The 21,006-nt window shown below is 67.0% G+C and carries 21 protein-coding genes; 14 read left to right on the forward strand and 7 right to left on the reverse strand.

The annotated features are described in order from the left end of the window. The first annotated feature begins 38 nt into the window (after window positions 1-38). The 6 genes from AAFP30_RS01420 to AAFP30_RS01445 are packed head-to-tail and all read left to right on the forward strand — an operon-like array spanning window position 39 to window position 8,002. Window positions 39-1,400 carry an MFS transporter gene (locus AAFP30_RS01420; RefSeq protein WP_419228039.1) on the forward strand — a complete coding sequence of 454 codons (1,362 nt, stop codon included), beginning with the start codon at window positions 39-41 and terminating at the stop codon, window positions 1,398-1,400. Window positions 1,401-1,446: 46 nt separating this feature from the next. After that, entirely contained in the window at window positions 1,447-2,316 is an 870-nt protein-coding gene (locus AAFP30_RS01425; protein WP_419228040.1) for a shikimate dehydrogenase, read from the forward strand. 47 nt (window positions 2,317-2,363) lie between these two features. Continuing rightward, window positions 2,364-4,316 carry an FAD-dependent oxidoreductase gene (locus AAFP30_RS01430; protein ID WP_419228041.1) on the forward strand — a complete coding sequence of 651 codons (1,953 nt, stop codon included), beginning with the start codon at window positions 2,364-2,366 and terminating at the stop codon, window positions 4,314-4,316. Window positions 4,317-4,350: 34 nt separating this feature from the next. After that, entirely contained in the window at window positions 4,351-5,457 is a 1,107-nt protein-coding gene (locus tag AAFP30_RS01435; RefSeq protein ID WP_419228042.1) for a Gfo/Idh/MocA family protein, read from the forward strand. After that, entirely contained in the window at window positions 5,454-7,169 is a 1,716-nt protein-coding gene (locus tag AAFP30_RS01440) for an FAD-dependent oxidoreductase (RefSeq protein ID WP_419228043.1), read from the forward strand. Before AAFP30_RS01435 ends, AAFP30_RS01440 begins: the two co-directional genes overlap by 4 nt. Continuing rightward, complete coding sequence (locus AAFP30_RS01445) at window positions 7,166-8,002, forward strand: sugar phosphate isomerase/epimerase family protein (RefSeq protein WP_419228044.1); 837 nt, start codon at window positions 7,166-7,168, stop codon at window positions 8,000-8,002. Before AAFP30_RS01440 ends, AAFP30_RS01445 begins: the two co-directional genes overlap by 4 nt. Here AAFP30_RS01445 and AAFP30_RS01450 read toward each other — a convergent pair. Beyond that, complete coding sequence (locus AAFP30_RS01450) at window positions 7,989-8,600, reverse strand: alpha/beta fold hydrolase (protein WP_419228045.1); 612 nt, start codon at window positions 8,598-8,600, stop codon at window positions 7,989-7,991. The two genes, AAFP30_RS01445 and AAFP30_RS01450, sit on opposite strands and share 14 nt — an antisense overlap. A gap of 68 nt (window positions 8,601-8,668) precedes the next feature. On the opposite strand from AAFP30_RS01450, the gene pgm reads away from it, so the two are divergent. From pgm to AAFP30_RS01465, 3 genes are read left to right on the forward strand one after another with little or no spacing between them, the layout of a single operon-like run. Continuing rightward, the gene (pgm, locus tag AAFP30_RS01455) at window positions 8,669-10,309 is read left to right on the forward strand and encodes a phosphoglucomutase (alpha-D-glucose-1,6-bisphosphate-dependent) (protein WP_419228046.1); all 1,641 of its coding nucleotides are present in this window, start codon (window positions 8,669-8,671) and stop codon (window positions 10,307-10,309) included. A 20-nt stretch (window positions 10,310-10,329) separates the two neighbouring features. After that, complete coding sequence (locus tag AAFP30_RS01460; protein ID WP_419228047.1) at window positions 10,330-11,052, forward strand: DsbA family protein; 723 nt, start codon at window positions 10,330-10,332, stop codon at window positions 11,050-11,052. Window positions 11,053-11,056: 4 nt separating this feature from the next. Then, window positions 11,057-12,412 (forward strand): PQQ-dependent sugar dehydrogenase, encoded by a 1,356-nt coding sequence (locus AAFP30_RS01465; protein ID WP_419228048.1) that lies wholly within the window; start codon window positions 11,057-11,059, stop codon window positions 12,410-12,412. A gap of 174 nt (window positions 12,413-12,586) precedes the next feature. Here AAFP30_RS01465 and AAFP30_RS01470 read toward each other — a convergent pair whose 3' ends face one another. Together AAFP30_RS01470 and AAFP30_RS01475 are read right to left on the reverse strand one after the other, a co-directional pair. Next, window positions 12,587-13,384: an ABC transporter permease gene (locus AAFP30_RS01470; RefSeq protein ID WP_419228049.1), complete on the reverse strand. Its 798-nt coding sequence runs from the start codon at window positions 13,382-13,384 to the stop codon at window positions 12,587-12,589. Then, the gene (locus tag AAFP30_RS01475; RefSeq protein WP_419228050.1) at window positions 13,381-14,316 is read right to left on the reverse strand and encodes an ABC transporter ATP-binding protein; all 936 of its coding nucleotides are present in this window, start codon (window positions 14,314-14,316) and stop codon (window positions 13,381-13,383) included. The genes AAFP30_RS01470 and AAFP30_RS01475 overlap by 4 nt, the downstream gene beginning before the upstream one ends. 132 nt (window positions 14,317-14,448) lie before the next feature. Here AAFP30_RS01475 and AAFP30_RS01480 point away from each other — a divergent pair, with 132 nt between their 5' ends. The 4 genes from AAFP30_RS01480 (at window position 14,449) to AAFP30_RS01495 (ending at window position 18,406) form a co-directional block, all read left to right on the forward strand. After that, complete coding sequence (locus AAFP30_RS01480) at window positions 14,449-15,612, forward strand: sensor histidine kinase (protein WP_419228051.1); 1,164 nt, start codon at window positions 14,449-14,451, stop codon at window positions 15,610-15,612. Beyond that, window positions 15,609-16,268, forward strand: coding sequence for a response regulator (locus AAFP30_RS01485; RefSeq protein WP_419228052.1), 660 nt, complete (start codon window positions 15,609-15,611; stop codon window positions 16,266-16,268). Before AAFP30_RS01480 ends, AAFP30_RS01485 begins: the two co-directional genes overlap by 4 nt. 258 nt (window positions 16,269-16,526) lie before the next feature. Next, entirely contained in the window at window positions 16,527-17,642 is a 1,116-nt protein-coding gene (gene rsgA, locus AAFP30_RS01490) for a ribosome small subunit-dependent GTPase A (protein WP_419228053.1), read from the forward strand. Window positions 17,643-17,659: 17 nt separating this feature from the next. Next, a complete protein-coding gene (locus AAFP30_RS01495; protein WP_419228054.1) occupies window positions 17,660-18,406 on the forward strand; it encodes an SAM-dependent methyltransferase in 747 nt (248 codons plus the stop codon). 220 nt (window positions 18,407-18,626) lie between these two features. Here the strand turns inward: AAFP30_RS01495 and rpsR are convergent, their stop codons facing one another. Genes rpsR through rpmB form a run of 4 tightly spaced genes read right to left on the reverse strand, consistent with a single transcriptional unit; the run spans window position 18,627 to window position 19,590 of the window. Then, window positions 18,627-18,878, reverse strand: a complete 252-nt coding sequence (rpsR, locus tag AAFP30_RS01500; protein WP_419228055.1) for a 30S ribosomal protein S18 — start codon at window positions 18,876-18,878, stop codon at window positions 18,627-18,629. Window positions 18,879-18,887: 9 nt separating this feature from the next. After that, window positions 18,888-19,190, reverse strand: a complete 303-nt coding sequence (rpsN, locus tag AAFP30_RS01505) for a 30S ribosomal protein S14 (RefSeq protein ID WP_419228056.1) — start codon at window positions 19,188-19,190, stop codon at window positions 18,888-18,890. Further along, a complete protein-coding gene (gene rpmG / locus AAFP30_RS01510; RefSeq protein ID WP_419228057.1) occupies window positions 19,190-19,354 on the reverse strand; it encodes a 50S ribosomal protein L33 in 165 nt (54 codons plus the stop codon). The genes rpsN and rpmG overlap by 1 nt, the downstream gene beginning before the upstream one ends. Then, the gene (gene rpmB, locus AAFP30_RS01515) at window positions 19,354-19,590 is read right to left on the reverse strand and encodes a 50S ribosomal protein L28 (RefSeq protein WP_419228058.1); all 237 of its coding nucleotides are present in this window, start codon (window positions 19,588-19,590) and stop codon (window positions 19,354-19,356) included. The genes rpmG and rpmB overlap by 1 nt, the downstream gene beginning before the upstream one ends. Window positions 19,591-19,680: 90 nt before the next feature. Between rpmB and mrf the strand changes: the two genes are divergently transcribed. Continuing rightward, window positions 19,681-21,006, forward strand: coding sequence for a ribosome hibernation factor-recruiting GTPase MRF (gene mrf, locus AAFP30_RS01520; protein WP_419228059.1), 1,326 nt, complete (start codon window positions 19,681-19,683; stop codon window positions 21,004-21,006).

Here is a 21,006-nt window from a genome sequence, read left to right on the forward strand (position 1 = left end):
TCACACGACACGGCAAGCCGCAAGGCGAAAGGACCGACATGACCGTTGCAGACACCACCACCCGGGAAGGCTCGAACGTCAACGCACGCCGAGCCGCGGTCTCCGGGTTCTTGGGCAGCACGCTCGAGTACTACGACTTCTTCATCTACGGTTCGGCCGCCGCGCTGGTCTTCCCGAAGGTGTTCTTCGCCGGCAGCAGCACCGCCACCCTGCTGTCCATCGCCACCCTCGGTGTCGCCTACGTCGCCCGCCCGCTCGGGGCCGTGCTGTGGGGACACCTCGGTGACCGCTACGGCCGCAAGAACACCCTGATCGCCTGCCTGATGACCATGGGCCTGTCGACCGTCCTCGTCGGCTGCCTGCCGACCTACGCGATGATCGGCGCCGCAGCCCCGATTCTGCTCGTCGTCCTGCGACTGTTCCAGGGCCTGTCCGCCGGCGGCGAATCGCCCGGTTCGTCGGCGCTGACCCTCGAACACGCACCCAACCGGCGCCGGGCCTTCTTCACCTCATTCACCATGAGCGGCATCATGTTCGGCATCGTGATCTCCAGCCTGGTGTTCATTCCCGTTGCCGCACTGCCGGATGAGGCGCTCTACAGCTGGGGCTGGCGCATCCCGTTCCTGTCGTCGATCGTCGTCATGGGCGTCGCGCTGTGGCTGCGCCGCCGGCTCGAAGAGCCCGAGGTGTTCGAAGAGATCATGGAACATGACGAGACCGCAGGCATTCCTCTTGCTGCCGTGCTGAAGTCGCACTGGCGCACCGTGCTTCGCGTCAGCCTGAGCGCCACCTTTGCCATGATCAACACCATCGTCAATGTGTTCGCTCTCGCCTACGCCGTCGAGGTGGCCGGAATGCACAAGGCCACCATGCTCTTTGCCATCGCCGCCGCCAACTTCGTCGCCGTCATCACCCAGCCGCTCTACGGGATGCTCGCCGACCGCGTCGGCCGCAAGCCGGTCTTCGTCACCGGCGCCATCGGTGCCGGCGCCATGGTATTCGCCTTCTTCCACGCCATCGGGACCGGCAACGTGCCGCTGATCTTCTTCGCCGGCATCGTGCTCATCGGCATCTTCTACGCGATGCCCAACGGCGTCTACCCCGCCTACTTCCCCGAGCAGTTCCCGGCCAAGGTGCGTTACACCGGCATGGCCGTCAGCCTCATGCTGGGTCTGCTGGCCGCCGGCTTCACCCCGGCCATCGCCCAGATGCTCACCGGCGGTGACCATGCCAACTGGATGCCGGTCGCGGTGATGTGCCTCGTGTTCGCCGTCATCTCCGCTGCTGCGGCCCTGACCGGACCGGAGACCTACCTCACCCGTACCGAAGACCTCGGCAAGCGCACCCGCTCCAACACCGTGGCCGCGAAGCCGGCCGCCGCTGTCGAACCCGTCGCCTGAGCGTCCGTCCGTCGAGCACCCCATCCCATCTTCTCGAGGAGTCATCGTGAGCACGTCCACCCGGCAGCTTCGCATCGGCCTCATCGGCAGCGGCATCGCCACCTCGATGTCGCCGGCCCTGCACACCGCCGAGGCCGCGGCGCACACCCTGCCCGGATACCGCTACGAACTCATCGACCTCCCTGCCGACGCCGATCCACGAATCGCACTGCGCGCCAAGGTCGACGAAGGCTTCTCGGGATTCAACGTGACGCACCCGTTCAAACAGGTGATCATGGGGGCGCTCGACGGACTCAGCAACGAGGCACGCGTCCTCGGGGCGGTCAACACCGTGCTGGTCCAGGACGGAAAACTGTTCGGCCACAACACCGATCACACCGGATTCGGCACGGCACTGGCCACCGGGCTCCCCGGTGTGGACACGGGCCGCGTGCTGCTCGTCGGCGCCGGCGGTGCCGGCTCTGCGGTGGCCTTCGCCTTAGCCCACTCCGGTGTCGGCCACCTGACCATCGGTGACGTCGACCCCGGCCGGGCCGCAGAACTGGCGGCCCGCGTTGCCGAGTCGGTACCGGCGACCGCCACCGCCGCCACGGGTGTCGACGACCTGTCGACGGTGATCGCCGCGGCCGACGGCGTCGTCAACGCGACGCCGATCGGTATGGTCGGTCACCCCGGAACCCCGATCCCCACCGCCTCGCTGCGGTCCGATCAGTGGGTCGCCGACATCATCTACCGTCCGATCCGGACCGAACTGATCTGCGCCGCAGAACGATCCGGCTGCCGTGTGCTCGACGGTGGGCAGATGCTCGTCGCGCAGGCCGCCGCATCCTTCGACCTGTTCACCGGCCGAGAGGCCGACCTCGGCCGCATGCGCGCCCACCTCGCCGACCTGCTGGCCCAGCGCGTCGCCGCCTGATCACCGTCACCGTCACCTCTCACCGTCCTTCAGCCCGAAAGGTTCTCATGTCCACGCCCGCGTTCGCCCAACCCCTGACACTGGGAAACGTGCAGTTGCGTAACCGATTCGTCTCGGCACCCATGGAACGCAACTACTGCGACGCCGACGGAGTCCTCACCGACCACTACATCGACTACCTCGAACGCCGCGCCGCCGGCGGGGCCGCCCTCGTCTTCACCGAGGCCAGCTACGTACGCGCCGACGGCAAGGGTCGCATCCGGCAGATGGGCGTCGACGACGACACCCAGATCCCGCAACTTGCCAAGCTGGCCGGCGTGATTCACCGACACGGCGCGCTGCTCGGGGTCGAACTCAACCACGGCGGCCGGACCGCGCAGGGCGTCGTCAGCGGATTTACTCCCGTCGCGCCGAGTCCCATCCCGTGCGAGGTGGTCGGCGGCGAGATGCCCACCGAACTCGACGACGACGACATCGAGCACATCATCTCCTGCTTCGGCGACGCCGCCGCCCGGTGCGCCCAGGCCGGGGTCGACGTCCTCTCCCTGCACGGCGGCCACGGCTACCTGATCCACCAATTCCTCTCACCCGCCTACAACAAGCGCACCGACCAGTGGGCCGACCCGGTTCGCTTCGTCAACACGGTCATCGACGACGTCCGCACCAAGGCTCCCGAGATCGTTCTCGGCCTCCGGTTCTCGGCCTTCGAAGGCGTTGACGACGGACTCGACGCAGCAGCCACCCGGGCTCGCATCGACGCCATCGACACCGACCGCCTCGACTTCCTCGACGTCTCCGCCGGCAACTACGAAGCGGGACAATGGATCATCCAGCCGGGGGAGTGGGACCGCGGACTGCTCGCGCCGTACGCCGAACAGTACAGTCGCGACCTCGATCTGCCGATCGGTGTCGCCGGCCGCATCTCCACCCCGGAGATCGCCGAGCAGATCATCGCCTCGGGCCAAGCCGATTTCGTCAGCCTGGCCCGCACCCTGCACGCCGACCCCGACTTCCCTCGGCGCGCCATCGCCGGCGAACGGTACCGTCCGTGCATCGCCTGCAACTACTGCATCGACAGCCTCGCCGCCGGACCCGTGCCGTGCTCGGTCAACCCGTGGGTGGGTCGCGAGGCGGAGCAGCCAACAGGTCTCGCCGACACCACGATTCGCGTGGCTGTGGTGGGCGCAGGACCCGGCGGTCTCGCCGCCTCTCGCGAACTCGCCATCGAGGGCCACGTCGTCGACCTCTACGATCAACGTGACTACCTCGGCGGCGACTTCGCCCTGGCCGCCGACCTCCACGAATACCCGGAATACCGACGCATCCTCGACTGGTACATCGCCGAACTCGACGACCTGAACGTCGCGATCCACCTGGGCACCCCGGTGACCGCAGAGACCTTGCACGGCCGTGGCGTCGACGCCGTGGTACTCGCCACCGGTGGTCAGGGGCCGGCCATCGATCTGGTCGATGCCGAGACCCGGAGCGTGCGCGATATCCGGGAGTTCCTGCGCGACAAAGACTCTGCGCCGGAAGCAATCACCATCTTCGGCGCCGACCGAGAGGCCGCGGCCGTGGCCGACGAGCTATTGACCCAGGGCACCCGCGTGGTGCTGATCGCCCCGCAGGCACAGATCGCCCAGGACGTCGGACGACGCGCCAAGATCGTGCTGCTGCCCCGACTCGCCGCCAGTGCACACCTCACCGCGCATCTGTCAGCCACGGTCACCCGCGTCGATGCCCACCGCGTGGAGATCCGCGACACCACCGGCACCCGCTGGATCGACGCACCCGGGGAACTGTTGATCTCCCACGGCATCGAACCCGACACCCGGCTCCTCACCGAACTCCGGACCCTCGCACCGCGACTCGGCGTGCACACCGTCGGTGACGCCAGCGGCGACGGCGGCTCCATCCAGGCCGCCGCGCTGACCGCCACGCACGTCGCGCGCACGATCACCGAGGCCGCCGCGGCGAATGCCGTCGCGGTCAGCGCCTGACCGACAATCAACCACTCGAAGGAGAGCACTCCCTATGCTGCGCATCGGCATTGTCGGCTGCGGCAAGATCGCCCGCAATCACGTCCAGGCACTTGGCGCCCTCGACGACGTCGAGGTGGTCGCCTGCTGTGACACCGACCGCTCGCGGTCCCGAGAATTTGCCGACGCCAACGGTATTGCGCAGGCCTGCGCCTCGACCACCGAGATGTTCGCTCTCGGACTCGACGCGGTGACCGTCTGCACCCCGCACCCCACCCACGAGGCGGTGGTCGTCGAGGCCGCCGAGCACGGGCTGCACGTATTGTGCGAGAAGCCGATCGCCGTCGACCCGATCTCGGCGGACCGGATGATCGAGGCCACCGAACGAGCCGGGGTCACCTTCGGTGTCATGTTCCAGCGACGCTTCTGGCCGGCCGCCCAACGGGTCCGCGCGGCCATCGACGACGGCACCCTCGGCCGGCCCGTGCTCGGTGAGGTCTCCGTCCTGCTACATCGGCCGTCGAGCTACTACGCCCAGGATGCGTGGCGTGGCAGTTGGGACACCGACGGCGGCGGCGTGTTGATGACTCAGGCGATCCACCAGATCGACCTGCTGCAGTGGTATCTCGGGCGACCGGTCTCGGTGACCGGCCACATCCGCACCCACTTCCACGGCGACCACATCGAAACCGAGGACTCTGCCTCTGCAGTCATCGCGTTCGAGTCCGGTGCCACCGCCACCATCACCGCGACCACCGGCGCCAACCACAACCTCGGCAACCGGGTGACTGTCATCGGTGAGACCGGCGCGATCGCCAGCGTCCTCGAATTCCCCGAGGGCGCAGAGGGAGTCAACGAACTCTGGACGGTCCCCGGCCAGGTGACGCTCGGCACCCCGTACTCACTCGACATCCCGGCGCGGCCCGACATCGCCGACATCAACGCTGGGCTCGTCGACTTCCACACCGAGGCGGTGCAGGATTTCGCCGACGCCATCGTCACCGGCCGCGAACCCGCCGTCACCGGACGCGACGCCCGCACCTCGCTGGCCATCGTCACCGCCATCTACGAATCGTCGGCCACCGGTCGGCCGGTGGAGCTCGACGCTTCCTGCCCCTTGAGCAGCGAGCTTTCGAGCGTGTCGAAAGGAGTCCCGGCATGAGCGACCAATCTGTCACCTATGACATCGTCGTCATCGGTTCCGGTGCCGGTGGGCTCTCCACCGCCATCACCGCCGCCCGCGGCGGCGCGTCAGTGCTCGTCGTCGAGAAGGCCGACGTGTGCGGCGGCGCGACCGCGTGGTCCGGCGGCTGGATGTGGACGCCTCGCAACCTGTTCGCCCACGCCGACGGCGTTTACGAGGATCGCAGCGAACCGCGCCGCTACCTGGAGAACCGGCTCGGCGACAACTTCGACGCCGCCAAGGTCGACGCACTGCTCGACACCGCACCCGAGATGGTCGAGTTCTTCGAGAAGCAGACGGCCCTGCAGTTCGTGCCCGGCACCAAGATCGCCGACATCCACGGTGACACACCGGGTGCCGGGACCGGTCACCGGTCGGTCGGCCCGAAGCCGGTGAGCCTGCGCACCCTCGGACCCGACGTCGCCCGCCTGCTGCGCCGCCAACTCTACGAAACCTCGTTCCTCGGCATGGGCATCATGGCCGGACCCGACCTGCAGGCCTTCCTGCACAGCACCCGGTCGGTGAAGGCATTCGGCCACTGCGCGGTTCGCGTGTCCAAGCACATGGTCGACCTCGCCACCAAGCGTCGCGGCCAACAACTGGTCAACGGCACCGCGCTGGTCGGTCGACTCCTGCGGTCCGCACTCGACGAGGGTGTCAAGATCCAAACAGGCACGTCCGCAACGGCACTCGTCACCGACGATGCTGGGCGGGTGACCGGCGTCCGGCTCCAAGGACCCCGCAACGCCTACACGGTGCACGCCCGGGCCGGGGTCGTCCTCGCCACCGGCGGCTTCACCCATGACCTAGACCGGCGTCGAGAACTGTTCCCCCGCAACCCCGGTGAGAATGAGCACTGGACGCTGACCCCGTCGACCACCACCGGCGACGGCATCACCCTCGGCGAATCGGTGGGTGGGCGACTCGACACCACCGTGGCCTCACCGGTGGCGTACTGCCCGGTGTCGCTGGTGCACTACCGCAACGGCAAGACCGGGGTGTTCCCGCACATCCTCGACCGCGGCAAGCCCGGCGTCATCGGTGTACTCGCCGACGGCCGACGATTTGTCAACGAGGCGTTGGGTTATCACGACTACACCCTCGCCATGGTGGAGAAGGTGCCCGACGGTCACGAGGTGTGCTCGTGGTTGATCGCCGACGCCCGCTACCTGCGCTACCTGCCACTCGGCATGAGCAAACCGTTCCCGATCCCGACATTGCCATATCTGCGTTCCGGCTACCTCACCAAGGGGGCCACGGTGCGGGAACTGGCAACGAAACTCGGCGTCGACCCCGACGGCCTGGAGAAGACCGTGACCGCGTTCAACGAGGGCGCTCGTGACGGCATCGATACCGAATACGGTCGCGGCACAACCCCGTTCGCCAAGGGCTCGGGCGACCCCGACAACCCATGGCCCAACCCGTCGCTCGCGCCGATCGAACACGGACCGTTCTACGCGGTCAAGGTGGTCCCCGGCAGCTTCGGCACCTTCGCCGGCCTCGTCACCGACGCCGAATCCCGGGTGCTCGACGCGCACGACCAACCGATCGCCGGCCTGAGCGCCGTCGGCGTCGACCAGTCCAGCGTCATGGGCGGTCACTACCCGTCCGGCGGCATCAACCTCGGCCCTGCGATGACCTTCGGATACCGCGCCGGCCGACGACTCGCGCAGGAGGCGAAAACAGCATGACCACACCGCGATTGGGACTGGCCGCACTCACCGTCCTGGACACTGCGCCGATCCCGCAGATCGACCTCGCCGAACGACACGGCTTCGACACCATCGGCATCCGGCTGCTGCCCGCCGCCCCCGGCACCACCGCCTACCCGGTGCATCAGGACCGGCGCGCGCTCGCCGACCTCCGTCGTCGCCTCGACGACTCGTCGGTCACGCTGTTCGACATCGAGATCATCCGTCTCGCAGCCGATTTCGACGTGAATGCGTTCGAGCCGATGCTCGCGGCAGGCGCCGAACTCGGCGCGAAAGCGGTCCTCGTCGGCGGCGACGATCCCGACCGTGCCCGACTCACCGACTCCTACGCACGGCTGGCGCAGGCGTGCGCTGCGCACGGACTGGTCGCGAGCCTGGAGTTCATGCCGTGGACGGCGGTGCCGGATGCGCGTGCTGCGATCGACATCGTCAGCCACGCCGACGGTCCCGCCCGCAGCGTGCTGATCGACGCGCTACATGTCGATCGGTCGGCGACCACCCTCGACGACCTCGCCGCGATCCCCCGGGATTGGTTGCACTACGCCCAGCTGTGCGATGGCCGGATGCCCCGTCCGACCGACGACGCGGAGCTGATCCGCCAGGCCCGGGAGGAGCGGCTACCGGCGAGGGAGGGCGGGATCGATCTCGCGGGGATCTGGGCCACGCTGCCGGCCGATCTGCCGGTGAGCATCGAACTGCCCAACGAGCCGCGTCGTCGTGCCGTCGGAACCGATGCCTGGCTCGAGCATCTCGTCTCCACCGCGCGTGACACCGTCGACTCAGTCGGAGCCGAACAGCTCAGCGCGCACTGACGTCGGCCAGCGACCGCGCCACGAAGTCGAGCGCGGACCGCTGCCAGAACCCGAGGTGATCGAGCATCGCGTGGTTGCCGTTCGGCACCGGAACGAATGTCGCGTCGACGCCGCGCTCGGCGAGTTCGGCGACACCCTTCTCGGTACGACGCGGCAGGGTGCGTTCGTCGGCGGTCCCGTGGATCGCGACGACCCGCACCCCGTCGCGGATGAACCGCCAATCGGCGAACTGCCACCACGGCGCCAACGCGAGCAGACCGACGACGCGGGGATCGTCGGCGAGGTGCGCCGCGATCCGACCGCCCATCGAATGCCCGACGAGCACCACCGGCACGCCCGGATGGTCCTGCTCCAGGGCATCGAGCGCGGCGCGCGCGTACGGCATCGGCGACGCCTGCCCACCGTTCCAGCCGTACACCCGATACCGCGCCTGCCGAACCCGCACCCGCCGACCGAATCGTGCCGCGATCGACCAGGTGAACGGGTACATCCGCAGTGCCGCGGGTTGCCGCGGGCTGAACGGCTGATAGCTGTGGTCGGTTCCGCCCGGCAACACCAGGACGAGGAGCTGCGGATTGCCCGGCGCACGTTTCAGCACGATGTTCACGGTAACTGTTCGTTCGTAGTACCCCATCGGATCTGTCCAGCGGTGGCAGAATTGCGCCCATGGCACACCCACGCGCCGGCACACCCGCGCTTCCTGAGGATCTGATCGACGTCGCTGCCGTGGAGCAGGCCTACTACGACAAGGTGCCCGACCCCGAGGACCCCATGCAGCAGGTGCTGTTCGGCACCTCGGGACATCGTGGGTCCAGCCTGGACGCCGCCTTCAACGAGGCACACATCCTGGCGACCACCCAGGCGATCGCCGAGTACCGGATGAGTGTCGGCATCTCCGGACCGCTGTTCATCGGGTTCGATACCCACCTGCTGTCCATCCCCGCGTGGCGCAGCGCGCTCGAGGTGCTCGTCGCCAACGACGTGACGACCTACATCGCGGAGAACGAGAAGTTCACGCCCACACCGGCAGTCAGCCATGCCATCCTGAAGTTCAACCGGGACAATCCCGGGGTGCTCGCTGACGGCATCGTGGTCACCCCGTCGCACAACCCACCGCGTGACGGCGGCTTCAAATACAACCCGCCCAACGGCGGACCCGCCGACACCTCGATCACCGGATCGATCCAGCGCCGCGCCAACGAACTGCTCGCCAACAAGCTCGACGGCGTCAAACGTGTGCCGTTCGAGAAGGCACGACGCAGCGACCTCATCCACGACTACCCGTACACGGCAATCTATGTCGACCACCTCAAGGACGTCGTCGACATGACCGCCATCCGCGAGGCCGGGGTGCACATCGGAGCCGACCCACTCGGCGGCGCATCGGTCGGCTATTGGGCCGAGATCGGTGACCGGTACAACCTGCCGAACCTGACCGTCGTCAACCCGACCGTCGACCCCACCTTTCGGTTCATGACGCTGGACACCGACGGCAAGATCCGCATGGACTGCTCGTCACCGAACGCGATGGCGTCGCTGATCTCCGCGCGCGACAAGTACGACATCGCCACCGGCAACGACGCCGACTCCGACCGCCACGGCATCGTCACTCCCGACGGCGGCCTGATGAATCCGAACCACTACCTGGCCACCGCCATCGAATACCTCTTCACCCACCGCGACGGGTGGAGTCCGAACGCCGCGGTCGGCAAGACTCTCGTGTCGTCGTCGCTCATCGACCGGGTCGTCGCCGGCATCGGGCGACGGTTGTACGAGGTGCCCGTCGGGTTCAAGTGGTTCGTCGACGGACTGCTCGACGGCAGCATCGCGTTCGGCGGTGAGGAGAGCGCCGGCGCGTCGTTCCTCACCTTCGACGCCAAGCCGTGGACCACCGACAAGGATGGCATCATCCTGGCCCTGCTGGCGTCGGAGATCCTCGCCAAGACCGGCGAATCGCCCTCGCAGCGCTACCGGAAGCTGGCCGACAGGTACGGCGAGAGTGCCTATGCCCGCGTCGACGCACCGGCCAGCAGAGCCCAGAAAGCGTTGCTGGGCAAGCTGTCCGCTGACCAGGTCAAGGCGACCGAACTCGCCGGCGAACCGATCACCGCGATCCTCACCGAGGCACCCGGCAACGGCGCACCGATCGGCGGGCTCAAGGTCACCACCGAGAACGCATGGTTCGCAGCGCGGCCGTCGGGCACCGAGGACGTCTACAAGATCTACGCGGAGTCGTTCAAGGGTGCCGAGCACCTGGCGCAGGTGCAGTCGGCGGCGCAGGAGTTGGTCGACTCGGTGCTGGTCTGAGGTCTCGCTAGGCTGGTGTCGTGCCGAACAACACGTCGAAGTACCAGCCTCGCAAGACCTCGAGCCGCGCCACCTACATCCTCGGGGGTGTCGCCATCCTGGTCATTGCGGTGTTGGTCATCGGTGGCCTGGTCTGGAACAGTCAGCGCGACAAGGACGGTCCCGACGAGTCGGTGTTGAATTCCAACGCCGCGCTGATCGTCGGCGCCGCCTCGGCGCCGCAGACGATCGACGTGTTCGAGGACTTCATGTGCCCATACTGCAAGGAGTTCGAGCAGCAGTCGGGCGCGGCGATCGCCAAGGCCGTCGACGACGGCAAGCTGCGGGTGCGCTATCACATGCTGACGTTCCTCAACAAGGTGTCGGCGTCCGGGGACTACTCGTCGCGGTCCGCCGGCGCGGCACAGTGCGTGGGGGAGGGTGAGAGCAAGGACGTCTTCCTCAAGTTCCACTCGGCACTGTTCGCGAAGCAGCCGGCGGAGAACGGCGACACCGACCTGAGCAACGCGGATCTGGCGAAGATCGCAGCGGAGCAGGGCGCGTCGCCGGAGACCCAGAAGTGCGTGTCCGACGGGTCGATGGTGGAGCAGGCCAACGTCGCCGCGGCCCAGTCGCTGAATCAGTTGAGCAAGGCGCTCGGCGGTCAGGCGGCGACACCGACCGTGCTGTCGGCCGGGGAACCGGTGCCCGACATCATGAATGGCACCGCCTGGCTGGATAAGTTGCTGTCGGACAAGAGCTGACCTCATGCGGACGCGGAGACCATGGCAGATCGGCCCGCTGGTTTTCGCGGGTGTGATCACCCTCGGTGCCAGTGGCTGCGCCGAGGACTCCGGCAGCGGCGGGGCAGGGCTGTCCAGCGCGGCTCGTCCGTCCGCCTCGGTCGGTGCGTCGACGCTGCCGTCCGGGGCTGCCGGATCGTTGGCGCCGACCGAACTGGGGGTGGCCGGCGGGGTCGATCCCGCTCTGGCGCAGGGACGTTCACTCACCGTGCCGGCGGATTGGCGTGCCGAGGTGTGGGCCGAGATCCCGAAAGCCCGCCTCGCGGCATGGGCACCCGACGGACGACTGATCGTCTCGACCGGCAATCGGGGAGTGCTGGCCGCTCTGACCCCGACGTCCGATGGGCGAGCGCCGACGATCACGTCGCTTGTCGACGACCTCTCCGATCCGCAAGGCATCGCGTTCGCCCGACGCGGCGGACGGGACGTACTCGTCGTCGGCGAGGACACCCGGATCGTCGTCTGGGATTACGCCGACGGCGCGGTGACGAATCGTCAGGTGCTCGTGGACGGATTGCCATCGTCGGGGCACGGTGCCAAAGCGGTCGCCGTGCGAGACGGTGTCGTCTACTACAGCCTGGGTTCGAGCAGCAACCGCGATCCCGGGGACCGCACTGCGAATCCGCAGCGGGCCGTCGTCGCCCGCGTCGGACTCGACGGTGCCGGCAACGCGGTGTTCGCGCGCGGAGTCCGCAACGGCTTCGGACTCGCCACCGCGCCCGACGGAACCCTGTTCGTCGCCGTGAATCACGCCGACAACCAGCCCTACCCGTACCGCGACGACACCGATCAGTACGGACAGACCGTGCGCGAGTACATCAACGAGAATCCGGTGGAGCAGGTCACGCGCCTCACCGACGGCACCGACCTGGGCTGGCCCTACTGCGTTCCCCACACCCGCAGCAGTCGGGACAACCGTGATCTGCCGTCCGTGCCCGATCCGGTCAACAACCCCGACGGGCGCGAGTTGGATTGCGGCGCACTACCGAACACGATGCTCGGCCTGCCCGCCCACAGCGCTCCGCTCGGCCTCGCCTTCACCACGGACACCCCGGTGCAATCGGCCCTCGGTAGCGGTGCACTGATCACCGCCCACGGCTCGTGGAACCGTCAGCCACCGCGACCGCCGTACGTCGCCTTCAGCCGGTGGGGCCCGACCACCGCGACCCTCGGCCCCGCCACCGAACTGGTCACCGGATTCCAGCGCGACGACGGCACCCGCTGGGGGCGTGCGGTCACCGCGATCCCCGGGCCGGATGGGTCCATTTACGTCACCGACGACGCGGCCGGGCTGGTCTACCGGATCACGCCGCCGAACTGAGGTCGCATGCGGACTCGTCTCGAAACGGCGACGTCAGCTGATGTCGCGGTTCCAAAACGACGTCGCGAAATAATGATCTCGGACGAGACGGTGACCTGCTCCACTGACGACGACACCGCGATCCGTGCCGTCGGAGCGGCTCGGTCGCGGTCGTCGTCGGAGGACGTGCGTCGGCTATTTGACCTCTGTCCGCAGCACCCGGATCACGCCCAACGTCAACGGGATGGCAATCCAGATGAGAGCCGTGACGATCAGGCGGGCCCATTCGCCACCGGTGGCCCACTCGCCGCTCTGGAACGGGGTCTGGGTCGACGCCATGTCGATCCACTGTCCCAGGTTGTCCTTGAACCACGGCACGAGCTGGGTCAGCAGCGACATCGCGGTGGGCAGCGCGAAGTAGGCGACGATCGCCCCTGGCGTACTGAGCAGCAGTGCGGCAAAGCCGAATCCGAGCAACAGTCCGAACAATTGCATGGTGACCGAGTTGACCAGTCCCGCCGCGGTGAGGTCCCACGAGCCTGCGGGTGAGCTGTACACCAGTCCCGCAATCACATTGGCCACTGCGCCGAGGATCAGCGAGAACACCACCGCGCCGGCGGCCGCGATCAGGGCGGCGGTGAGCTTCGCGATCACGATGCGCTCGCGACGTGGTTCCATCGTGAAGGTGGTCAACGCATTGCGCTGACTCCACTCGCTGGTCACGAGCAGGATTGCGAGTACCGGGAGAATGATCGACGACGGGATGTTCATCATCCCGAAGAACTGACCGAAGTTCAGCGAGTCAGGATTGTTCCGGTTGACGATCAGCATGACGGCCACGACCGCCACGGAGATCACGGCGATCGACGCGATCAGCCAGAATCCGGCACGGGTGTCGACGAGCTTGCGCAGTTCGACCTTGATCAGACGGCCGAGCGGGATGGGTGCGGCACCGCGGTCGATGGTGACGGGTGGCTGCGCCAGCGTGGTCATGAGTGTGCTCCCTGAAGTGTGTTGGTGGAGTTGCGAACCGGAGGGACCTCGCGCTGGGTGTTCTGGGTCAACTCGAGGAACATTTCTTCGAGTTGCGCCCCATCGCCGGCGCGCAACTCGACGAGTGGGATGGCGGTGGCCGCGGCGATGCGGCCGATGTCCTCGGGTGCGGCGTCGGTGGTGAAACCGCCGTCGGGCAGCGGGTTCGGCTGTATACCTGCGCGCTGCATGGCTTGGGCGAGCGCGACGTCGTCGAGGGAGCGGACGCGTGTCCCGGTTCCGGCGAGCAGTTCCGCCTTGGTGCCCTGCGCCACGATGCGTCCATGTCCGATCACGAGGATCTCGTCGGCGATGATCTCGATCTCGTGCAGGAGATGCGACGAGAGCAGCACCGTGCCGCCGCGATCGGCGTAGTCGCGTAACAGTGTTCGCATCCAATGGATTCCGGCCGGGTCGAGGCCGTTGGCCGGCTCGTCGAGGATGAGGATCTGCGGGTCGCCGAGCAGTGCGTTGGCGAGACCCAGCCGTTGCCGCATACCCAGCGAGTAATTGCGGACCCGGCGGCCGGCCTCTTCTGGGGTGAGGCCGACGAGTTCGAGCATCTCGTCCACTCGCTTGCCGCCGATCCCCAGGGTCATCGCCGACAGTCGCAGGATCTCGTCGCCGGTACGGCCGGCGTGCTGCGCCGAGGCGTCCAGGAGAATGCCGACTTGTGTTGCCGGATTGGGGATCTCGCGGTAGCTCAGGCCGCCGATGTGTGCGGTCCCCGAGGTTGCAGGCGTCAATCCGGCGATGATGCGCATGGTGGTTGACTTACCCGCACCGTTCGGCCCGAGGAAGCCCGTCACCAGGCCGGGCTTGCACGCGAACGAGACGTCGTCGACGGCGACATAGTCGCCGTATCTCTTGCTGAGGTTCTCCACAGTGATCATGTCTACGATCCTCGTCGTCCGACCCCGTCGGCCACATCCGGCGTCGGACTGATTCTGACCCCGACTTAAGTCGGAGACGCAGTGGCCGAAGGGATGACGGAACTCAGGGTTCGCCCCCAGTACGGTAGGGGGGTGCGCCCCGAGGACTATCAACCGCCGCTGACCTGGTGGGGTCACACCTGGCGGCTGATCCTGATGCTGACGATCTCGGGAGCGGCGTGGGGTACTCGACTGGGATACCAATGGCAGCACGCCCAGTGGTGGTTCTGGACCGACCTCATCGTGGGTGTCGCGTCGTTCGTGGTGATCTGGTGGCGTCGGCGTCATCCCGTGGCGGTTGCGGTGGGTACGAGTCTCGCCAGCATCATCTCCAGTGGCGCGGGCGGACCGGCGGCCCTGGCATTGGCGTCACTGTCTACCCGACGACGCTGGCGCGAGATCATCCCGGTCGCGGTGGTGAGCATCGTGAGCTTCGTCCTGGGTGACGTGTTCTTTCGTCCGCCGGGAGAGAACGAGCCGATGCTGGTGCGCTACGGCTTCTCGGTGGCACTCACCGCTGCGGTCATTGCCTGGGGCATGTACATCGGCTCCCGCCGGGAGTTGTTCGCCAGCTGGCGATCCCGCGCGATCCTCGCCGAGGCCGAGAGGGCCGCCGAGGTGGAACGTGCCCGATCGGTCGAACGCGCCCGGATCGCGCGGGAGATGCATGATGTTCTGGCGCATCGGATCTCGACGGTCAGCATGTACTCCGGAGCGCTCGCTTACCGCGACGATCTCTCGCCGGACGAGGTGAAGCAGACCGCTCGCATCATCGAGGAGACCTCGCGGCTGGCGCTCACCGAACTCCGTGAAGTGCTCGGTGTGCTCCGCGAAGGCCCCGGCGACGCGCAACCCGAACAGCCGCAGGCCGCGCCCACCGACCTCGATCAGCTCGTGCGCGAGTTCCAGGACGCGGGCACCCGCATCACCTACCGGCGCGACGTCGATCTGACGGAACTCGCGCCGGCCCGGACCCGAACGTTGTACCGCTGCCTGCAGGAGGCGCTGACCAACGCGCGCAAGCACGCGCCCGACACCGCAGTGACGGTGAGCGTGACAGGCGGTCCGGTCGCGGGTGTGGACCTTCGGGTGGAGAACCCGCTCTCGTTGCAGACCAACGGCATTGGTCCGCCCAAGTCCGGGTTCGGACTCGTCGGACTCGCGGAGCGGGTGGAGCTGAGCGGGGGGCGGCAATCCGCCGCGCGCACCGACGAGCGCTGTTTCGTCCTGCATGTCTGGTTACCCTGGCAGTCGTGACTGTCCGCATCATGATCGTCGACGACGACCCACTCGTGCGGTCGGGACTACGACTGCTGCTCGGCGGCGAACCGAACCTCGAGATCGTCGCCGACGCGCCCGACGGCCGCGCCGCGATCGACCGTCATCGTCAAGACCCCGTCGACCTGATCCTGATGGACCTGCGGATGCCGGTGCTCGACGGGATCGAGGCCACCCGCGAACTGAAGACCATGTCGCCGGCGCCTGCGGTCATCGTGCTGACCACCTTCGACGCCGACGACTACGTCGTGCGGGCGCTGTCGGTCGGTGCCGACGGCTTCCTCCTCAAGGACACCCCGCCCGCGGAGATCGTGACCGCCATCGGCAACGTCGCGTCGGGTCAGCCTGCGCTGAGCCCATCGGTCACCGCCACGCTGATCAAGCGTGTCGTCGACGGGTCCGGTGCCGGCGACTTGCACCCCACGCCTGCGTCGTACCGGGTTGCGGTGCTCACCGAACGCGAACGCGATGTGGCGCAGAGTCTGGCGCGCGGGTCGTCGAACGCGGAGATCGCCGCCGAGTTGTATATGAGTGTCGCAACGGTGAAGGCGCACATCTCGCACATCTTCACCAAACTCGATGCCACCAACCGCGTGCAGGTCGCGATTCTCATGCACGATGCGGGGCTCGCCTGACGTGAGTGAGCGGTGATCGGTGATCGGTCTGCGTGCACGCGACAGATGTGCTAGGTTGCCGATATAGGGCACTCATGCCCACATGGAACTCGGAGTAGATGCAAGATGACTGTCATGGTGACAACCGCCCTGTGCGGTGTCCGGCTCATTCGCAATCTCCGGGTCTCGTCCTAGCTTCTTACTGCTCACCACTCCGTCACTGGAGCGGCTCTGGCGTGTCTGCTCGCCGGCGAGACCCCCTCTCAAGGGTGTCAATCCATGTTTCATCATCCGAATTCTTCACGTACTCAATCCATCTCGCCTGACCGAACGCTGAGCACCGCCGACTACGGCTGGGACGACGAACGAGAACGGTCATTTGTCGGACTCCGTGCGGACGGCCTCATTCCCGGACGTGTCGTTCGCACGGACCGCGGCCGATGCGACATCGTCACCGATGCCGGGCCGGTCCGAGCCTCCGTTCGTCCACCGTCGAACGCCGACGACGGCCGCACGTCGTCCACCGGCGACTGGGTGGCGTTGTCGCCGGCGACCGCGGACGCTCCCGCCGTCGTCGAGGAGGTACTCGATCGTCGTACGGTCGTGGTTCGCGCGACCGCATCGCGCACCTCCCACGGCCAGGTCTTGGCCGCGAACGTCGACACCGTGGCGGTGGTCGTTTCCCTCTCCGACCGGGTCAGACCCGGACGGATCGAGCGACTGCTCACACTCGCCTGGGAGAGCGGCGCGACCCCGGTCGTGGTGCTCACCAAGGGCGATCTGTGCGCGGACACCGCGCTTGCGCTTGCCGAGGTCACCGAGGTGACTCCCGGTGTGCAGGTGATCCTCACCAGCGCCAGCCACGGGAATGGACTGGACGAACTCGTCGAAGCCCTGACGGGCACAATCGTCCTGCTCGGTCCCTCCGGCGTCGGGAAGTCCACCCTCGGCAACCGCCTGCTGGGTGAGGATCTACTGGCCACCGGCGCGGTTCGCGACAGCGACGGCAAAGGCCGCCACACCACCGCGTGGCGGGAGTTGCTGCCACTGCCTCACGGTGGGGTTCTCCTCGACACGCCAGGTCTGCGCGGCATCGGCATACCCGGCGCCGACGACGGCCTGGATCGGACCTTCGCCGAGTTCACCGAGCTGGCGCAGGCCTGCCGATTCGCCGATTGCGCTCATGTCGCAGAGCCAGGCTGTGCCGTCCTGGCCGCCGTCGAAGCCGGGGACATCACCCGGCGGCGCGTGGACAACTTCCACCGTCTGCAACGGGAGAACGCACATGCGCAGGCGCGCACCGATGCGCGGCTGCGTGCCGAGCTCGAACGGTCGAGGAAAGAGATTTCCCGCCACATCCGCGCCCTCAAGCGTTCCCCGAACTTCAAATCATGACTGAAAGGACCCCATTCATGGATCTCCCTCGTATCTTCACCATCCGCGAAAGCAGCCACCGGATTCACAATCCCTTGACCGCCGAGAAACTCTCCGCTCTGGGGGAATCGCTTCGGCTTCCCCCAGGGAGTCGGGTTCTCGACCTTGCCAGCGGCTCCGGGGAAATGCTCTGCACCTGGGCGCGGGATCTCGGATTCACGGGCACGGGTGTCGACATCAGCACGGCGTTCACCGAACAAGCCCGTGCCCGCGCAGTCGAACTCGGGGTGGCCGATCGGGTCGACTTCGTCCACGGGGACGCCGCCGGCCACATCGCCGACGCGCCGGTCGATGTGGCCGCGTGCGTCGGCGCCACCTGGATCGGGGACGGTGTCGCAGGCACGGCCGAACTGCTTAGCCAGAGCATCCCCCCCGGCGGGATGATGTTGATCGGTGAACCATACTGGCGTCACACCCCACCCGACGACGCCACCGCCCAGGGGTGTCATGCAACGTCGGTCGACGACTTCCTGCTCCTGCCGGATCTGATCACACAAGTGCAGAACCTCGGGTACGACGTCGTGGAGATGCTGCTGGCCGACCAAGACAGCTGGGATCGGTACGTCGCAGCCCAGTGGCTCAACATGCGGCGTTGGTTGGACTCGGCGCCGGATGACGAGATGGCGAGCGAGGTGCGGGCCGAACTCGCCGCCGAGCCCGTGCAGTACACGCGATACACACGCGAGTATCTCGGCTGGGGAGTGTTCACGCTTGTGAAGCGCTGACACCGATACCAAATATTGAAAAAGGCAAGGTCAGACAAAGTCTGACCTGGCCTTTTCGGTGGAGCTAAGGGGAGTCGAACCCCCGGCCCCCACACTGCCAGTGTGGGGGGCTACCAGCTGGGGCATAGCCCCGTATTCGGTTTGCGCTCGTTACGAGCGCAAAGGGAAAACTACACCATGGCCACATGGGCAACCAAATCCGGTGGATGTAACCAGCCGTTCAGTGCGACGACACCGGGAGCAGTGCCATCTCGCGGGCATTGCGGATGGCCGTCGCCACCTGTCGCTGTTGCTGAGGGGTCAGTCCGGTCACCCGGCGGGATCGGATCCGACCCTTGTCGGATAGGAACTGCCGGAGCAGGGCGACGTCTTTGTAGTCGATGGGACCCCTCACGCCCATCGTGTGCAGTTTGTTCCGTGGGCGTGCTTTCGGAGCCTCGGGGAAGCGGCGCCGGGTGGGTTTCGGTGACATCGGGTCCTCTCACCAGCTCGATTTGGAGATACCGGGTAGTTCGCCTCGGTGGGCGAGTTCCCGGAAGCGGACGCGGGAGAGTCCGGCTTTCCCGATGTAGCCGCGGGGTCGGCCGTCGACGGCGTCGCGATTGCGGAGACGGGTGGGGCTCGCGTCTCGAGGCAGCGCCTGCAGAGCGCGACGCGCCTCTGCTCGTTCGATTTCGGTGGCCGCGGTGAGCGCGGTTCGCTTGAGCTCGGCGCGGCGGGCCGCGTACTTGGCGACCATCGCGCGGCGATGTTCGTTGCGGATGATCTTCGACTTCTTGGCCATCAGCGGTCCTCTCGGAAATCGACGTGCCGGCGGACAACCGGGTCGTACTTGCGCAACACCAGGCGGTCGGGGTCGTTGCGGCGATTCTTGCGGGTCACGTAGGTGTAGGCGGTACCGGCCGTCGACCGGAGCTTGACGATGGGTCGAATTTCGTTGCGGGCCATCAGATTTTCTCCCCACGACAACGGATCTCGGTGACGACCGCCTCGATGCCGCGGCGGTCGATCGTCTTGATCCCCTTAGCGCTGACACGCAGCGTCACGTAGCGACCCTCGCTGGGCAGGAAGTAACGCCGACGCTGGATGTTGGGGTTCCAGCGACGTGAGGTGCGTTTGTGTGAGTGCGATACCTGCTTGCCGAAACCGGGTGTGCGTCCGGTGACTTGGCAGTGTGCCGACATGTCCTCTCCCTTTCTGTCTCGCCGATCGGCGAGCTTAATGACAACGATTCGCAATAACGCGTTATCGACTGTATCGTCCTCGTCAGCTAAATGAAAATCATTGCCAATTGGAGGAGTCTGGTGAAAGACACTCGAACCCCGGTGATCCTGGTGTCGGGCCTCGACAATCATGCGATCGGACGCACCGCACAGGCGCTGGTGGTCGCGGGCACCGCGTTGGTGCACCACGATCTGTCATGTGTCGGGGACGGGATCATCACCCGGACGGTGTGCTCGGTCGATCTTGACGGTGGCCAGCGATACTCGACAACCGAACTTCGGCTCGCGCATGGGTGCGCGAACTGCACGCTGCGCGAAGACCTACTCCCGATGCTGCGTCGTCTTCATCGGCGATCGCAGGTCGAGACCATCGTCGTGGCACTCGATCGCTGTATGGAACCCGAAGCGGTGGCGTTCGCGATCAACGAGGTCATCGTCGCCGACATGCCAGGCTTCCTGGACGCGCCCGCAGGCGACGATGTGCGCTTGCAGGCCACGGTGACCTGCGTCGACGAGTCGGAATGGCTCGATGCTGCCATCGGAGATGTGAACGTGGCGGAGGATTCCGGGCCGGTCGACGACGAGCGGACGATCGCGCAGCTGGCAGTTGGGCAGGTGCGGTTTGCCGATGCGCTGGTGATCGCGGGATGCGACCCGGCCCACCGCGACGCCTGGCAATCTGCCCGATTGATGGCGGTGCTACGACGGCTCGCGCCCTCGGCACCGATCATGATGGAGCTCCCGCAGCGGCCGATCACCTCGCCGCTCGCGTCGCAGCTGCTCGCCGCGATCGGCCCCCTTGCGCGACGCGGACGCGTCGACGATCCTCATGATCCGCTGCTCTTCGGCGAGCCTCCACTGGCCGAGGACTGCGGCGTGGCGATCGTCGAGTTCCATGCAGATCGTCCGTTTCATCCGGAGCGCCTCCACGAGGCCGTCGACATCCTCCTCGACGGTGTGGTCACCGCACGGGGTCGCCTCTGGCTGGCTTCGCAGCACGACGAAGCGTTCTGGATCGAATCTGCCGGCGGCGGACTCCGGGTGGCTCTCGGCGGACCGTGGCTCGCCGCGATGTCGGAAGACGAACTGGCACAGGAGTCGGCTGATCGGCGGGCGATGGCGGCGCTGCGGTGGAATGACGACTTCGGTGACCGGCACACCTCGATCGTGGTCCTCAGCCACCGTGCCGACCCGGAGGACATCCAATCCGCCTTGCGTGCAGCATGTCTGACCGATGACGAGCTCGCGGCCGGACCTGAGTTGTGGGCGGCGTACCCGGACCCATTCGGTGATTTCCATGCCGATCCGTGTGAACCAACCGAGTCGGCTGTGGCGTTGTCGCCGGCCGACTCCCCATCGTCCAACCTGGAGGACTGA

The sequence above is a fragment of the Gordonia sp. CPCC 205515 genome, assembly GCF_048537925.1.
Lineage (GTDB): Bacteria > Actinomycetota > Actinomycetes > Mycobacteriales > Mycobacteriaceae > Gordonia.